Genomic DNA, 16834 nt, shown 5'->3' on the forward strand with positions numbered 1-16834 from the left:
AGAGTGATCTGGCCGTATCATGCTTCGTCTTCGGATTTAAACAATGGCTCTCACATCAATCAGACAACAAAATACAACCGAAAATCAGCAGTGTGGGCGTTAGACAGCCAGTTCGTCCAGTGTGTCGCGGTGGGTCCGCACGGTGACCACTGAGACGTTCGCTACTTCAGCGATGTCCGACTGGGTGAGCCACCGCCCGTCTTCGCGTCCAGCTTTGTACAGACAGGCTGCGGCGAACCCGGATGGTCGAACCCCCGTGGTTGCTCCGGTCGATTCGGATGCTTCCGCCAGCTGCCGAGCCCGCTGCCGGATCTGATCGGAGACGTCGAGCTCCGAGGCCAACCGCGGAACGAACGCACTCGGCGACACGGGCTGGGCCGGCAGGCCAAGTTCCGTATTCAGCGTCGTGTATGCGTTCGTCACCCGCGATTGCTCGACGCGCGCTGACTCGGTGATGTCGTCGAGCGTTCGCGGCCGCCCGTTGCACCGACACGCTCCGTAGACACTCGCGGCGGCCATCGCCTCGATTGAGCGGCCCTGCAGGAGATCCTCGTTCTGCGCACTCCGAAAGAGCTGACACGCCTGGTCACGGATCGTCTCAGACAGTTCGAGTGCGCTCGCGATCCGGTGGACTTCACCGAGGCCGTGGGCGAGATTGCGCTCGGTTTTCGATTGAAACCGACCCCGGGACTGTTCTCGTCGCATCCGGGATAGCTGCCGGCGCTTCCGCCCGGAGAGTTCGTTCCCGTTCGCGTCGGTTCCGCGGCCGATTTCCGTCGACAACCCTCGATCGTGTCGTGCCGCCGTCAACGGAGCGCCTGTGCGCTCGCGCTCATCTTCGTCGAACGCTCGCCACTCTGGCCCGTGGTCGATTCGCTGCTCGTCGATGACAAGGCCACAGTCCTCGCAGACGGTTTCGACCGCGTTGGTGGTGACCCGGCCGTCGCACTCGGGACACTGATTCGATTTCGTGTCGGATTGGACGTCTTCGTCGAAGCCAGTTTCGTAGATGTCTCTGATTGCCATGAATACACACGAGGGGACGCACGCGAATCGCGTCTCTCGGAATGCCCCTCACCCATCACGGGGCAAATACACACCACACAGGACGTCGCTGACACCGATGGACTGCGGTGGCGAAAGCCCGGCCGCGCAACGGCGCTGTGCGCCGTGAGCAGCCCGGACCGTGGAGGTGGTGGGAGGTGGCGGTGACCGCGTACACACCAGCAAAAAGGGGCGCGTCGCTCCGGCTCCTCATCGACTGGGATGTCTGAATCCCAACCAGACTACATTTATTGGTGCCCAAGTCGTAGTTTTCCCGTTATGAAACCCGATACGCGCGAAATCATCAACGAGGAGCTCTGGCGGAGCGTCGTCTGGCTGGCCATCGGCCTGTTTGGCTGGTCGCTTATCCTCACGTCGACAGATGTGCTTGCGGCAACAGCGCTCACTGCGCTGGGATTACCACTCCTCACAGCAGCGGTGCTGGCAGCGGTAATGGTCGGGATCCGTCTAGTGACTGGCTTCGAACTGAAAGCGAAGACCGAAGGCAGCCAGCTTCTCTGGTTGATCGTCGGGAGTGTGCTTGGAGGGTCGTCGTGCTCTACGACGTGCTCGTGAACGGACGTGACCCGCTCATCGTCCTCGGCTACGCTGTCGCTGTCGGGCTCGGGGTTCTGATCTGGCGTGTCGCTCGGCGACAACAGTCGACGGCGTGAGTATGGATTGGCTCACTGCATACAACGGCCTCCTCGTTCGTATGGGGCTGTATCTTTTGATTTTCTGGCCGACGGTCGGGTACTATGTGTACCGGGATTCGGTGAAACGAGGATTGTCCTCGCCGCAACTTCGCGGGGTCACGTATGGGTTCCTGGGAGTACCAGGGCTGCTCGTCTATTTGTACCGGAAAACTCGTGCAGAGACGCAGTCAGCGTAGCCGTCGAGGTATAGCCACAGAGAACGGTTCGAACGGGCAGTATCTGAGAACAGTTGGATTCTATCAAACGAGCGCTATGTACGATAAGCCTCCCTCAACTCACCATCGCCTGTTTTCATCCCATAACATCGACCGACCACTCTAATTGGTAGTTACAGGGTGTTTAGTGAACCATCTCAATTGACAATTGACGGTCCGTACTGAAGAACCAGCCCAGGGATAATTACGCCGACGAGAATGAGGACGCCAACAAGCACGGTATACGGAAGGGCAGTGAAGGTACTCAATCCGAGGAAGAGCGCCACCGCTACGAATACACAGACTGAAATCACAACGTTCTCTCGGGAAACAAATGGTTCGTTCCGTACGATGATGCCCATTGAAACAGCCAGCAGTACTAAAATCGCGATTACTGCAGCGGTGAACACCTGCATTGAGTCGATTGCAAGTCCGTAGAACAACCCCAGACCGGCGAACACGTACGCGAGCCCCAAGGCTGCGAGCCCGGCCAACTCTGTGCGTGAACGGTCGGCTTCCTCGTTATCCACAGTTGTTGGCATATGGTTATTTTGATAGCCACGACATATAACACCCTGTTATATCGGGGAATTGATCGCTGAGACCAGCCTACAGTACTCGATAGAATTTCCGTGTTGCATACAGAGGGAAGATATATCATGCCAGCAGGAATTTCGAAAGGTATGTCTGGTTCAGAATTTCCGTCCTCGTGGGGTGATCCTCGATACATCACCGCTATTGTCGGTGTGCTTGCTGTCGCCGCACTGTATGTCTATAGCGCCCTCACGCAGTCTGGCCCAACAATAGGCGAAATCACGTTCGTCTTACTGGTTGTCCTCCTCCCAACCACAGTAGCCTATGAAGCCGCTCGTCGCTGGTGAACCACCTCGTTCAGTCCATACGCTCTACGTACTAGTCACGTCAGGAAGCATAGATTGATCTCGACCTCTGGAGGGACTGTCTATGATCTCCTCTATTAGTCCGCAAGGTCGTGGCTGCGCGCGCAGCGACCGTAGGGAGCGAGCACGGAGCGGAGGGTGGGGTGGCGGGGTCTGGGTCGGTCCGGCACACAGCAAAAAAAGAAGAGTGCTCCGACTGGCTATGCTTCCCACCACCGACCGCGCTCTGGGAAGTGGATATCCGACCACCCAGTCAGCGCGATTGAGCACCGACCTTCGTACCAGTTTTTCGCTGCTGCCCGGAACCGCACTGTCTGGCCTTCCCGCACCACGGTTTGATTCGACCGTTCCCAGCAGGTGAACTTGATTTTCCCGCTGTCATCCGCTATCAGCCCGACTTGCTGAATCGCGCTACTGCTCGGTTCCCAAAGGGTCTGCACAGTTCCTTGAACTGTCACCTCACCGACCGGGACGTCCGGCACGTCTGCGATGGGCACGATCGCCCCCGGCGCCGCCTTCAACTCCTCAAGGGTCTCCAGCACCGCCTTCGTCACGTCCTCTCCGCGCTGCACCTTCTCGGCCAGTTGCTTCGCGACGACCGCTCTCGACCAGCCGCCCTTCACTTCATCGCTGATCCGCATCCCCTGCTTGTTCACCGCCGCGAGTTCCTCCTGCGTCAGCTTCTCTCGGGGATCCGTGCACTCCACCGGTTCGGGCTCGTCCCGGCCACACTGCTCGACGACGACCTCCCGCGTCCGCTTCGCGCGTCCCTCCTGCTGACTGAGTTCCGCCTGGGCACTGATGTGCTCCAGCTCGGCTTCCCGGGCCTCGATTCGCTCCTCCTGTTCGAGAGTCTTCCCGAACAGGTGATCCGGGCCTTCTTCGACCCGCGCGTCCGGATGGTTGGAATCGACTTTCGCCTGCACTTCCATGTCGACCGTCGCCCGGAACTCCGGGGTCTCGTCGACGACCTCGAATCCGTCCTCGTTGACCTCGACGTCATCGTGTTTCTCGAAAGCCTGTTCATCGACCGAAACTACTTCACTGGAGACGTTCTTACTTGACATTGGAACTCACCGGTTCCTGAAGGCGCTCACGCGCCCGACACCGCGATGCCTCAAACATCGCGGATTTCCTCGACGACAACGACCGACAGAACCATCTGCGCGCTCTCGCTCGCGCCTTCGCGAGCGCCCTGTGGGCGCGAGCGAGAGCGCGCCCAAGGCAGACGACCATCCAGCACCGCGCGCCGACCCGCCCGAAGCGAGCGGCCAGCGCATTCCCCGTTCGCCGCGACGCAACCACGTCCGTCGCGGTCGGCTTTGCCGAGGTCCGAAGGACCCGAACGGGTGAAGCGCTGGCGCCGAGGGCACATGCACTTTAGCCCGGAACGGGCGCGGGCGGTGCGGAGAGCGCCCGCACGCCCGGAATGGTCGGTCGCGAGCGACGCGGAGGGCGGCAGCGGCGAGCGGGGCGGGCCCGTGGAGAAACATCGTTCAACCGGGTTCGTCGCTCGGAGAACCAGCCAATGTCCTGGTGGACTCAGAAAGGGCGAGGCCGTCTCGGACGTCCCCCGACCCCGCTAGCACCACAGGAACGAGGAGCGCAGCGTGGGGCGCGGGATACCGAGCGGCCGAGGGCTTTCCGAATACCAGTCGCCTCTTGACCTAGATCAGTCGCATCGAGTCGCCGGGATCGTCGCCGATGATGTCCGCCAATCCGTAGACGGTGATTGCGTCCGTGTACCCTTGCGCTCGGACTGCGTTCTCGATGCCCTTCCTGGCCGGCTGATCGTCTGTGAGTACAACTACACTCGTTGTCGAGCGGTCTCTGACGTACTGAATGGCTAGCCCTGCAAGAATTGCGTCCGTCTTTTCGACCTCGTGCTCGGCCTGGTCGGTTTCGCTCGCGATGGTCCGTCTGGTGATATCGCTTGCTGCGACAGCGTCCCCATCAGTTGGTGAGGGTGCGTCGATGATTTCAGCCCAGCCCTCGTCGAGTGCCGTCCGGACACGGTCGGTCTCTGGGCCACCGAGTTCACCGATCACACGTCGTGGGAGTTTGCAGACGACGCCGGCGTGTTGGACTGCGGTTCGGAATCGTTGGTACTGTGGATTCGAGGGCTGGCCGATCGCGTAGAAGATGTTCGCATCGACCAGGACGTCCTGATCAGCCGATAATGGCGTGTCTCGACCCATCCGATGAACTCACCTATCGGGATCCGACGCGTGCGTCGGAGCGTCAGCCACGTCGTCGAGATCGGGAAGCTCCATCTCGTCATGCACATCCGGGAACAGGTACTCGAAGAATGGATCGTGCTCCCGGCCGACGGCCAGCGCGGGTTTGAGCGCGTAGATGATCATCATCGCTTCCGTCTCGCGAACGTCGATGTCGCTGGCGACCATCCGCTGGGTGGTCGTCCCCGCGAAGTGGAGCCCAGCGCCGCGCAACGCGGCGATGAGCTTCCCGAGGCCGTACCGGTCCATGAAGTACTCGACGTCCTCGTCGACCTCCTGGAGCGCGAGGGCGTGGAGGACGGTCGGCGTGATGACAATCGGGACGTACTGCTCGACGATGACGATCGGGTCGGCGGTCAGCTGCTGGGGACGCGTCGAGTCGTCGCGGTCGACGAGGCCGAGGTCGACCAGCCGATCGACGTACTCGTAGGTAGTCGATTTCGAGAGATCGAGAGCCTCCATGATTTCGGGAGGAGCGACCGGGCCCCAGTAGCAGATGTAGACGTAGACGCGGGCCAGTGCTGGGCGGTTGAGCAGTTCCACGACTGTTTCGAGTCGGGGCGCGTTCTCGGCCAGCGTCTCCGGCTCGAGCGTTTCTTCGTTTAGTACGTCGATTGGTGGCGGGTTCAGCGTGCCGATTCCACCATCCGGACGAATGTGATCGCGATTAGGAGTCATAGCAGTTAGTTCGAAGTCCGTGTACTTCACACTATCGGTGTGGCGAGTGATACACTACTGGCCTTATGTGAATGGACGCCGAGAGACGCTCCACCGAGTTGAACGGCTACTCGACAACGTGTGATTCGAGATCTCGCGTCCAGTACGTCGCGGGCCCGTCAGGACTACATCGCGCACACAGCTGGAGCGCTCCCTCGAGCTGCCCGAGTTCGACGCGAAAGCGCGTGAGTGCCGCGAGGGCGTCGACGACGAGCCCACACCCATCGCAGGCGTGGAGATCCTGCTCGTCGGGATCCGGTCGCTCCTGAATCGCACAGTCGACGCAGATCGGGTGCGTCACCCGGTCGTCTTTCCCCCACGTATGCGCCTCGCCCATATCTGACCCGGGCGGTGAATCGCAGAATGCACACCCGGAGAGTGTCTGCTGCATCAATCGTCCTCCGTGTCGACGTCGGTGGCGGCCTGCCAGCCGCGATGGAACACGGCGAGCTGGGTGATCGAGTCGAACGCCTCGCCACTCGGCTCGTGAACGAGGGCGCGCTGGTCGGGGACCGGCGTCACCACATCGTCCTCGACGAGGTCACCAACGAGACGGCGGGCACTCCGCTCGTCGACGTCCGCCGTCGAGACCCGGGCCGCATCCCGGTCCTGGGCAACGAGTTCGGTTTCGAGTCGTTCGTAGTCGTCTGTCGTATCGTCGAGGATATCAGGTCCAGTCATGGAAGCTCACGCTCTGGACGCGCTTCGAGCACGCCTCGCCCCTTTGCGGGCGCGAACGACGACCACGGGCAGTCAGCTCGCCCGGCCGTTTGTGCCCTGCTTTTCCTGGGCACGTACGCGAAACCGTACCTCTCCTGCTGCTGATGGGCTAACTCTCCACCGTCGATAACCCCCTGCGTATTCTGGTGGATTGCAAGAGTCGATAGCGAGGAAGCTCTCTTCCTTCGGGCTGTTAGAGTGCGATCACGAGCCCGGTCACGAGTGTCACGAGTCCGAGTGCCAGCCACGTCGTTCGCGCTGCGAGACGCCGCCAGCACCGCTGCCCCAGCTGGCGGAGTTGATCACGGAGGGCTGCCCGCCGTTCCATTTCGAGGACCGCGACTTCGTCGTAATAGTCGCGGCGCTCTGCGGGAAGCGTCCGGAGTGTCGTCTGGCACTCGCTGCAAGTGTATTCGAACTCTGCCCGGACATGCTGGCGGCGGAAATCTTGTTCGCCCCCCTCGTCGTAGCCTGTGACCTCGTACACAAGGAGTTTCGAGACGAAGCGACGGTTCCCACACTCCGGACATTGGTCCATCCTGAGCGTTGGTGTTCCATCCTCGCTGCTTGCCCCGTCTGGCCATGACGGCTGCGAATCTGTGTCCTCGGTAGCTCGGGGTGGACTCGTGTGGTTTTCTGACGGCGATGCACTCGCTGTCTCGGAGTTACTGAACGTGGACATGGATTCTCCTGTGACTGCACTCAGCTGACACCAGGCTGGACACCACGACGGCTCTCGTGGTGGTGCCCATCGCACTGAGCGCCGTCACCCTTGGTCGGCGCAATAAACGCTACTGTGGAGGAATTGTCTACTCGCCCCCCAGTACTGCAATCTACTTTTCGGCCTCGTCGAGGACGAGTCGCAGGACATTACGATGGTCCACCGGCAGGAGTCATCGTCACCGGGCGTCGGGGGGCGGTGGGTGGGGGATGGAGCACGATATAACGAGCGCGTTGGGTAATCCGCCTCCGTTCAGGGAACCAGTGCTCCGGAAGTAGTTTCCTCAGATAGGGATGATTGTCCTGGCGTTTCAGTCCCCGCCGCTACTCAGACCGACCACCGAAGAATCGGCTCAACAGAGAGGCTGGCTCTGAGTCATCACCGGTCTCGCTCGCAGTACCGGAGTCTTCCTCGTGGGACTGCTCAGTTTCCCCGTCACGGGCCGCGAGTTCGTCGGTGAGTCGCTCGATTTCTGCTTCGAGGGTCTCGATCCGCTCAGTCTTCTGTTCGAGTGTTGCCTCGAGTTCGTCGACGCGCTCGCTCAACAAGCGGTTTTTCTCCGCCAGATACGCACGACTCCGGTCTGCGTCATCAGGCGTACTACCAGCAGTGACCTTGTCAGGTGCGTCGTGGGAATCTGCGGCGTCGTCGCCGGCGTCCGGGTTGTAGAACTCTGATGTGGTCGCAATCGCTCGCTCGATGGTCTTCTCGCCGTACGTCGACCCGTCAGCGTAGTGAACCTCGTCCCACTTCTCCCGCATCAATCCCGACTGGCGGAACAGCTGCTCCATTTGGATCCGGTCACCACCGGTCCAGAACGCCAGCAAACAGCACAGCGCCATGTCGGCCTCGGACTGACTGTCGTAGCCGACCGTATTCCCGTTCCAGAGCCGCTCGAACTTCTCGCCGTTCGATGCGTTGCGTGCTTTCTCGAGGAGGTCCTCGTCTTCGAGGTCGACGTCAACGTCGGCCGTATCGGTTGTCGGTGATTCGTCGTCAGCGCCATCACGCTGCTCGGACTCGGATGCTGTGTCGCGATCAATGTCCTGGACGTACTCACGGTGAATCGCTGTGAGCGCGTCCTGCCGGCGTGCAACGCGAGTGGGTGTCCGCTCGACGTGGTCGCCAGTGACGGTGAAAAAGCGTGCCGTGTCGTACAGTTCGACGCTCCCGCGCCGATTCCGCCCCTCGGGGAGTTCGCCGGTGATCAGGACGTGATAGCCGGTACCGGACGGTGACACCTCCGTATAGGAGTCGAGTCGTTCGATGATGTCCAGCGCTGCGTCGTCGACGTCATCTGTCTCGGGACCACGGCAGTCGTCCAAGTCGACGCCGACGATGGGGTCGTCGTCGGTAAACACGAACCCGACGCCATCGGCGTACTCCGTCTCGGTGTAGTCGAGTGCGGCTTCGAAACTCGCCCAGGTCTCCGACTCTGTTGCTGACGCGAACCCCCCAGCCCCTGGCGTCACCGGAATCTTCGTCGGTTTGCCGTCCCGCTCTGCTTCCCGCCAGCATACCCACTGGTCGCGTTCGCGTAACCTCTCCGGAATATTCTCTTGATCCCCGACCAGCCCATCACTCATGATCTCACGCCACCTGACATGGCTCTCACTGGCTCTGAGCCAGAACAGAACTCTCCCTGCTCTATGTCTCGATCCAATCCCTTGGTCCCAACGGGGACCCCCCGTTCTATACTAGTTGGTTTTTGCCGTAACAGATCATCCAACTCCGCGAAATTCTGGGCTTGAGACACCAGAGACGTGCATACGGCAAAATCTCTCCAGAATGCTTGTGTTACGGCATTTCGGTTGATTGCCGTAACACCTCGCCGTCTGTTGATTTCGGTGCTGTAGAGACGATATGCCTCGATATTCTCGTAACGCGAGAAGCATTTCCCGTTATGCAAACTTGAATTTCTATTTACGATATATTTGGCGCTGAGTATGGATTGCATTGTATTCACCTCCAACTCTATTCTGATTTGAGTGCAAGCCCCTCGTAGTATCGAACAGAGTCGCCGTTCTCACTGTCTGTGTCCCGCTCGAACGTGACATAGTTCCCGAGGCGACGACCGAACCAGGGTTTGCTATCTGTATCAATCCCGTGAGCTTCAGCCCACTGTTCGTAGATTTCGTAGACCTCTCCGGCGGATACTCTGCTTTGCGGGTCTTCGACGAGGTGTGTCTCTGCGAATCGCTCAACAACCGCCTCTGGATCATCAGCAATATCGTCAATCGATGGCTGAGGCGCCTGTTGGATATGGTCAGCCTGTTGTCCCGCCGTTTCTTCGCCCTCACTTGTGGTGACGGTATCGAGTATGGTGTCCATTGAGTACGTACCGTCAGTATCGTACACGACCGGATTGCCTTCCTCAGGGAGAATGACGATAGCGTACGACGTGGGGCTATAATCGGGTGTCTGGAGTTCGGCTTCGGGGATGAATGGCTTCTTGACACGTACCCAGTCGTCCTCGAACGCCGATTTCGTCTCGTAGATGTGTTGCTCACCGTGCTCGTATACGACGTACTCGTCGGCAGCGTGATCGTAGCTGTAGATGGCCGGAACACGATCTTTCGAGAGTTTTCCAAGCGATGGGAGGCGGATGTGTTCCGTCCCGCTGGTATCATGAAGGACGATCTCGTCGCCATCACGCTGCCAGATGTTCTGGGTCCCGTTCTCGTCGTCGGTCGCCGGTCGCACGGCCGTCACTCCACCTTCTTCGGTCGCTCCGCCGTTGAACGTGAGATTCGAGTCAGTCGTGTAGAACCGTGTCTCACCATTCTGGAGGGTACGGACGGGTGGCGTGAGAATGCCGTCGACACGCTCGGCCCACTCAGTTTCGTCGTTTCCTGGGCGAACGACAAACAGCGGGATATCCCCTGCTTCTTGGGCCTTCCGGAGGTTCGTGAGCACCTTTGCGGGATTCTCGGGCGTCGTCGTCTCGACCTCGATGGCGAAGCGGTCGTCAACGTCGGGGTGACTCGCCCTCGCGTCAGGTTTCTCGCTGCCATCCTGTGCGAGGATCGAGACGGTGAAGCCGAGTGCGGTGAGCTCTTCTTCGATCTGAAGGAGTACTGCGTCGTGGGCACTCCCACCGGCGGCCTGCACGCCACCAGTATCGGGTGTCGAGACATCCTCTCCGGCTTCAGTGAGCCGGATGCGGAGCTCGTCGGCGTCGATATCGACGGTCGTATCGAGGTATCGTGATCGTTCTCGGATGTCCGCGAGTGCATCATACGATGGCGGCTCGGTGTCGACGTCGTCGAAGAGGCGTCTGAGTTCGTCGTCAACTGCTTCGACAGCCACCCAGCCGTTCTCCTCACGGCACCCCTCTCGAAGCTGTAGACTCCGAACCACCTTTGCAATCGCGACGTCCAGGTCGTCGCTCCCGATATCGAGCACTTCGTGTCCGTCGGTCGGTGTGCTCGTTGTTGAGGCGTCTGTTGCGGCCGGCACGCCGTGTTCGTCACTGATGTCCTCGTGCATCGAGGAGAGGGTCTCAGTGAACTGCTCCTCTTCACGCTCGGTGAGCGGGGATTCGCTCTCGGGGTGGCCCGGTGGAATCGGGAGTGGTTCGAGACTGAACGGATACGGCCCCGTTTCACCGAACGTCGGGCTTGGCAGGCTGGCGATCCACTCTCCGCGCGGCAGCGAACGAATTCGATTGGCGAAATCCGCGGGGTCCATCTCTTCGTGGGCCATCGCTCGCGCCAGTTCCCGGTCGACGTTGATTTTCCCGATGAGCGAACTGCCGATGTTGTTCAGAGCGTTTAGGTAGATCTTCCGCCCGCCTTCGGCCTCCATCTGTTCGGGGAACTGCATCGACAGGCCGACAGAGAGCCGGAATCCCCGGCCTTTCTCGAGAAGATCGTTCATGATGTCGGAGACCACGACTGATGCTGCCTCGTCGACGAGCAAGTTCACGACGTAGTCGTCCGGGTGCTGGGAGAGCGCCTGTTTGCGATCTTTGAGGGCTGCATCGAGATTGGTCAGGATCACACCGGTCATAATCCGGGCGGCGTCGTCGCGGAGGTCGCCGAGGTCGAAGAGGATGACCGTATCCTCGTCGAGGACATCCCGAAAGTCGAACTGGTTCTCGGTATTGTTGAATATCTGCCGCAGGTGCGTATCCTGTGAAATGTACGCAAGGCGGTTTCCGACACCACCCATCACGTTCGCGAAGGTGTTCGGGTCTAACTGGAGCTGCCGTCGAATCGTCCGGGTGACTTCCTCGTCGCTCGACCGTGGGGCGTCGCCGATGTTTTCGTTCGGTGGCCCGGCCTCCCAGAGCTGGTCGACGACGTGTTCGAGCTGTCGGTGGGCGAAGTAATCCGTCGACGCTCGGTACAGTCCGTTTTCACGCCCGTATTCCTCGTCGAACAGTGCCTTGATGAGCGTCTTGATGAGAGTCGGGGCTACAGTCGCCCGCTCGTAGCGGTCGGTTCCCATCACGAGCTTCAAAATCTCTTCGTAGTGGTCGGCCTTCCGTTGGACGGCGTCTTCGCGGCGCCGTCCGCTCTCCATCGACGGTTCGAGATCGAAAAACGAGAACCCGGGGAGCACGTCCGGGATTGGGAAGTGGACGACGTTCTCTTCGAGGTCGGTCATTCCGAACCGACGCGCGTGAGCTCGCATATAATTCTGGGCCATATCGTCGTTCTTCGGGATGATGAGGATCGTCGGCCCCTCGGTGTTGTCGTACAGCGACAGCAGATCGTTGATGAGGGCTTTTGACTTCCCAGAGCCGGTTGTTCCGAACCGGCCGTAATGAGTGGGCAGCAGACCGGGTGGAATGTGTGTCGGCACGTCTTCGGCCTCGCCGGTGTCGTCGAGGGCATACCCGATTGCCATCCCGTCTCGGAACTCACTCATGAGGTCTTGGTGCGGACGGGGCAACGGATTCCGACTCTGCTGTTCCGCACGCGTCCCCCGTGTCCCCTCGACAGTAAGCTGTTCCGAGGAAGGTACGAGTACGAAGTGCGCGAGTTCTCGGCCGCTCAGGACGAACTCCGGTCGGGTCTTTCCACGGCCAGTCGTGATCTCACGATCCAAGAGCCGCTGCAGCGCCGCTCGTGCGTTTCGGTCTTTCGTGGCTGCCCGCAAGCCGTTGTCGCGTACCCGTTCGGCAGCAACCTCATAGTACGGCCCGTCAAGCGGGTCGAATACCGGAACAAGTGATTGCATCCGCTCATCGAGATCATCGCGACCGTCACCACCGGATGGAATCCCGATTGCTCGGATGTTCGCGGTGAACGACCGCTTCGGATTTTTCGCCTCGATTGCCGCGACACGTTTTGCAACCGCGTCGCTAACCTGGTTTCTATCGCGACTCTCCGGCTGATCGTCGAGTTCGAAGAGGGAGCCAATAATCTCCTGAGCGAGTGTGTCCCGTCCGTCGATGACGTCCTCCTTGCGAAGGTCGGCATCGGACTGCCAGCTCTCGCGTCGTTGGAAGACGACTTGGAACGCTACTGGTGCTGTCGCCTCCATTAGGTGGTCGACGAGCGACGCGAGCGCACCTCCTGGCTGATCGACGGTTGGGAGTTCTGCTTCGTCGTCAGCAGTAAATGGCGAGAGTGAGGTCATCCAGTCTTGCTTCCGAGTCGCCGACCCTTGCCACCGTACGCCGAGTGGGGAGACGGATTCGGTCGTTGGCCGGGCGAGTATCGTCCCTTCTGATGTTACCGTTGGTTTGGCAAGCGTCGTGAGTGGCTCATCCTCGGGAATCGCATCTGGTGGGGCGAGTTCGAGGGCAGTATCGCCGATCTCGATGAAGTGGTCGGGAAACTGGTCGCTGACCGTTCCTCCATCCGCGACTGATTCGGCGTCCCCTGGCCCCGCTTGACTGTTGTCGTCAGTGCCACACTCGTATTGCTCGTCAGGGTCGAATTCGTACTGGAGGTCGCCCGCCTCATAGTGCTCGACGAATGTCTCGCGGTCGAATTCGACAGGCTGTACGAGTCGGGATGCGATGTCGACCTCGGTACGCTCGATGTCGAACGTCTCGGGATAGACCGACTGGAGCCGCTTCTCAAGGGTATCCAGATGGTCGTCGGCACCGTAGTAGAATTCGACGGGGTCATCTTTCCCCTCGCTCAGCGCGAGGAATTCGAAGCGTAGCGGTGTGTCGCTATGTAGCGGATTGAGTTTGTCAGCTATCCCTGTCGAGTCCGTTGAGGTCAGTTTGTGGAGGCTCTCCAGTGCCTGCGGCAGACGCTCCGGATTGAGCCGTTCGGAGGTTGGCGTCACGCGAAGGTACTCACGCATCCTCGTCACCTCCCGCTGCGCCACCATCAGTCTCTGCTGGCGTCTGCTCAGGTGGGCGTTGTCCGTTGTCGGTCGCCCGGCTTTCAATATCGTCCTGGAACGCCTGCACCTCCGCGTCTACAGCATTCTCGCCAGTCCCGGGGAGTGAGGCTCGCCGTTGCTCGGTTGGCTCGAAGTCGATGACCTGCTTCTCTTTGGGCATCGCTTTGACCTGGATGCCGCGCCACTCGCCGTCGACGCCGACGAGCGCCTCGGAGAAGCCGGCGTCCTCGTTGCCGGGCACGGCGTCCTGGACGAACCGCATCTGCGCGTAGTTCAGCCCGAACTCGTCGGCCCACTCCTCGTCCATCCCGTCGAGGCGGTGGAACTGCTTGACCGCACACTGGTCGAGGATTGCCTCGGATTCGGCGTGCTCGAAGAACTCGTCGACGGTCTGCGTGACCAGCCGGATCGAGAGGTCGTGGTGGCGGTGGTGCCGGAACACCGTTTCGAGGAACGCCAGACTCGCAGCGTCCTGCATGATGTAGCGCGCTTCGTCGATGTAGAACACGACCTCCTTGTCCGAAACCTTCGCCCGTTCGTACACCAGCGAGATGAGTAGCTGCATCGTCAGCGCCGTGCTGCTGTCGACGCTGCCCTCTTGTTGAGCGAGGTCGAGGTAGATGACCTTCTCGTCCCGGATGTCGAAGTCTGACTCCTGGCCGAGATTCGCGTGGCGTCCGTCGTCCTCGAAGGGGCGGAGCTGATCGAGCAGCCACGTTGCGTCCTCTTTGATCTTCCCTGCCTCTTCGTCGGACCGGACGACGAACTCCTCGGGGTCGTCGACCATATCCTCGAAGACGTCCATCATCTCGCGGATGGTCGGACTCGGATTGCTGTGCGTCGAGATGTCGTCGGTGATCCCATTGCGCTGGTAGGCACGTTTGAGCCCGAGTTCGAGCGTCGTCCGGCGGTCGCCAAGCGAGATACCGCGGAGGGCGAAGAAGTTGGTGAGGAAGCTCATCGCGTCGTCGAGCTTCTCGTTGAACGGACTCGCGTCCTCGCCCATCGCCCGCTGGACGTGTTCGGGCGTCTCGCGGATCTCCAAGGGGTTCAGCCCGAGCGTCCCGCCGACGGTGATTCGCTTGGCGTCGAGCGCCTCTGAGACCCCCGCCCAGTTGTTCAGCGGCTCGAGGATGATGCCGATACGGTCCTTGCTCTGCTCGATGGAGCGGATGAAGTTCTGCTTGGAGCTGAACGACTTCCCCGAACCAGTGTCACCGACGGTGAACATCGCGTACCCGTTGTCCCGTGCGAAGGGGTCGATGACGACCGGGCTCTGGTTGTCCTTGTGAATCCCGAATTCGACGCCGCCCTCCTCGAGGATCGTCGCGTTGTGCGGGGAGGAGAGTAACGCGCCGACGGCGCCGCCGAGTGCGATTGATGTCCGGCCGAATTCGTTGTCGCCGATGGGTGCGGCGGACTGGAGGGCGAGATCCTGCCGGCAGATGGCGGTCTTCGGCGTGAGGTTCGCCGGATCGTCGCGGAGCGCGCTCTTGACCGTCTGGACGGCATCTCTGAGCTCGTCTTTCTCGTCGGCTCTGACTGTGATGAACATCCCTTGGTCGAAGACGTTCGCGCCGTTCTCGACGGCCTTGTACGTCGCTGCGGCCTCGTTGGCGCGCTCTTGGAGATACGCGCTCCGGATACTCTGTTCGAGGTCAGCATCGACCTGGAGGTCGTCAGCGATGTCCTGTAGTTCGTTCCGGGCCCGCTCCTGATTCTTCGGCGTGATGTGGGCCGTCAGATCGAACTGGACGTCGGTCATCTCGAAGAGGTCGCTCAGATACCCGTCGTTGGGATAGTCGGCATAGTTAGCGATGTAGAGTGTCGTCGTCCACTGTTCGCCGACCCGTGCGGCTCGCGTTTCCCACTCGACAGCTTCGGGCGCGGTGACGGTCTTGTGCGACTCGGAGATGTCGTCGAGAAGCTTGCGTTCGGCCTCGCCTTCTTCGAGTGTCTCCTCGTTGAGGACATCGGTAAAGTCCACGTCTGGTTCATCATCCGCAGTGAAGCGGTCCCAGAGGTACTTACTGCCGACGCCAAGGCCGAGACCCGCTGCAAGGGCAAGCACTGTACTCTCTGCTGGCGTCAGATTCTGGAGCCACCCGGCGACGGAGCCAAGCGCACCACCACCGGTCTGGAGGATCACATTACGCATCGTGTGGGTCCTCCCGGCGCGAGTGGCCGATGATCGATTGGTCGCGAACGACACGTTCCGCCTCGTCGTAGTCATGTTCGCGACCGTTCCAGAAGTCCATATTCAGAACGAACAGCTCGACCGTGCTGAGCCTGCGTGCGGACCACCCCGACGCCTGCTGGATGAACTCGGATCGAACGTCGTTCACCCGACTGTCGAGCTTCTCGAACATCTGCGCGCGGCGCTCGACGTCAGTAAGGTCCTCGCGGCGGGTGACGAACGGGTTGAACAGGAACCCGATGACGGGGAACTGCGTCAGCTTCTCTGCGGGGGTGCCCTCGTCGCGGAAGCGGTCGTACACTTCTATCGGGCTGACTTCAACGCCGATGTAGTACCGGACCTGCTGAATGCCCCGGTCGCGCATCTCCTTCGGCCGTGTCTCCCGGTACTCTTCGAGGAGTTCCCGGAAAATCGGGTTCTCCGTGACGTCTTCGTCCGTGAGCCGATCTTCGATGGTCTCGGTGATCTGCTCCACCGGAAATGAACGGGTTGTGGCGTGGAGTTTGAGCTTCGAGTCCAGCTCTTTGTTGGCGAACTCTTCGCCAGCGTCCTGGAGCTGTGCCCAGTCGTCGGACATCGCGAAGTCCATGTTGGCCGGATCGATCTCGATGAACGCCTCCATCGCGCCGTCTTCACGCTGGATGGCACCAGCGCCTGGCCACGCTCGCTTGATGTTGGTGAGATCCTGCGTTCGCTCGTCCGGCTTGAACGGCGTGTAGTTCGCGAGTCCGCCTTCGTTCCGCTCTGACTCGTTGGTACTCGTGTCGGCTTCGGCGGGCGCACTGAACGTGACCTGAGGTCGTTTGAGGTACCGATAGACATCTTTCGTCCACGTCCAAGCGTTCAGGTGGGTTGGTGAGACGTAGATGACGGCAACGCCAAAGCCAAGCCCGCCAGCAACGAACGGGAGGGCAAGCGACTCGATCCCGGTGAGGCCAGCGATAAACAGCCCAATAATGGGGAAGGCGATGAGCATACCGACGTCCCCTTCCTCGATATTGAGATACGGGATGCGACTCTCCTCACCGAACTGATCCATGATGCGCCGTGCGGCCGCGTCTTGATCTGCTGACATTG

The 16834-nt window shown here is 60.6% G+C and carries 13 protein-coding genes; 1 reads left to right on the forward strand and 12 read right to left on the reverse strand.

Going from position 1 to position 16834, the window contains the following annotated elements:
• Positions 1–99 precede the first annotated feature (99 nt).
• A complete protein-coding gene (locus tag DVK05_RS15745) occupies positions 100–1026 on the reverse strand; it encodes a transcription initiation factor IIB family protein (protein ID WP_121564783.1) in 927 nt (308 codons plus the stop codon).
• Positions 1027–1323: 297 nt separating this feature from the next.
• Here DVK05_RS15745 and DVK05_RS15750 point away from each other — a divergent pair, with 297 nt between their 5' ends.
• Entirely contained in the window at positions 1324–1620 is a 297-nt protein-coding gene (locus DVK05_RS15750; RefSeq protein ID WP_121564785.1) for a hypothetical protein, read from the forward strand.
• Positions 1621–2112: 492 nt separating this feature from the next.
• Here DVK05_RS15750 and DVK05_RS15760 read toward each other — a convergent pair whose 3' ends face one another.
• The 11 genes from DVK05_RS15760 to DVK05_RS15820 all read right to left on the reverse strand — a co-directional run bounded on the left by DVK05_RS15760 (position 2113) and on the right by DVK05_RS15820 (position 16832).
• Positions 2113–2496, reverse strand: a complete 384-nt coding sequence (locus DVK05_RS15760) for a hypothetical protein (RefSeq protein ID WP_121564787.1) — start codon at positions 2494–2496, stop codon at positions 2113–2115.
• A 557-nt stretch (positions 2497–3053) separates the two neighbouring features.
• Positions 3054–3920, reverse strand: coding sequence for a DNA-binding protein (locus DVK05_RS15770; RefSeq protein WP_121564789.1), 867 nt, complete (start codon positions 3918–3920; stop codon positions 3054–3056).
• Between the two features lie 600 nt (positions 3921–4520).
• Positions 4521–5051, reverse strand: a complete 531-nt coding sequence (locus DVK05_RS15780) for a hypothetical protein (protein ID WP_121564791.1) — start codon at positions 5049–5051, stop codon at positions 4521–4523.
• 9 nt (positions 5052–5060) lie between these two features.
• Positions 5061–5768: a helix-turn-helix domain-containing protein gene (locus tag DVK05_RS15785; protein ID WP_121564807.1), complete on the reverse strand. Its 708-nt coding sequence runs from the start codon at positions 5766–5768 to the stop codon at positions 5061–5063.
• A 106-nt stretch (positions 5769–5874) separates the two neighbouring features.
• A complete protein-coding gene (locus tag DVK05_RS15790) occupies positions 5875–6198 on the reverse strand; it encodes a hypothetical protein (RefSeq protein ID WP_121564793.1) in 324 nt (107 codons plus the stop codon).
• Complete coding sequence (locus DVK05_RS15795) at positions 6198–6488, reverse strand: hypothetical protein (protein ID WP_121564795.1); 291 nt, start codon at positions 6486–6488, stop codon at positions 6198–6200. Before DVK05_RS15795 ends, DVK05_RS15790 begins: the two co-directional genes overlap by 1 nt.
• 232 nt (positions 6489–6720) lie before the next feature.
• On the reverse strand, positions 6721–7065 hold the full coding sequence (locus DVK05_RS15800) for a hypothetical protein (RefSeq protein WP_121564797.1): 345 nt from the start codon (positions 7063–7065) through the stop codon (positions 6721–6723).
• Between the two features lie 506 nt (positions 7066–7571).
• The gene (locus DVK05_RS17150) at positions 7572–8834 is read right to left on the reverse strand and encodes a hypothetical protein (RefSeq protein ID WP_158598866.1); all 1263 of its coding nucleotides are present in this window, start codon (positions 8832–8834) and stop codon (positions 7572–7574) included.
• 388 nt (positions 8835–9222) lie between these two features.
• A complete protein-coding gene (locus DVK05_RS15810; protein WP_121564809.1) occupies positions 9223–13518 on the reverse strand; it encodes a type IV secretory system conjugative DNA transfer family protein in 4296 nt (1431 codons plus the stop codon).
• A complete protein-coding gene (locus tag DVK05_RS15815) occupies positions 13511–15718 on the reverse strand; it encodes a VirB4 family type IV secretion system protein (protein WP_121564799.1) in 2208 nt (735 codons plus the stop codon). Before DVK05_RS15815 ends, DVK05_RS15810 begins: the two co-directional genes overlap by 8 nt.
• Positions 15711–16832: a hypothetical protein gene (locus tag DVK05_RS15820; protein ID WP_049983720.1), complete on the reverse strand. Its 1122-nt coding sequence runs from the start codon at positions 16830–16832 to the stop codon at positions 15711–15713. The genes DVK05_RS15815 and DVK05_RS15820 overlap by 8 nt, the downstream gene beginning before the upstream one ends.
• Positions 16833–16834: the final 2 nt, after the last annotated feature.

Source organism: Halorubrum sp. Atlit-8R (assembly GCF_003666025.1).
In the GTDB taxonomy this organism is placed as follows: Archaea; Halobacteriota; Halobacteria; order Halobacteriales; family Haloferacaceae; genus Halorubrum; species Halorubrum salinarum.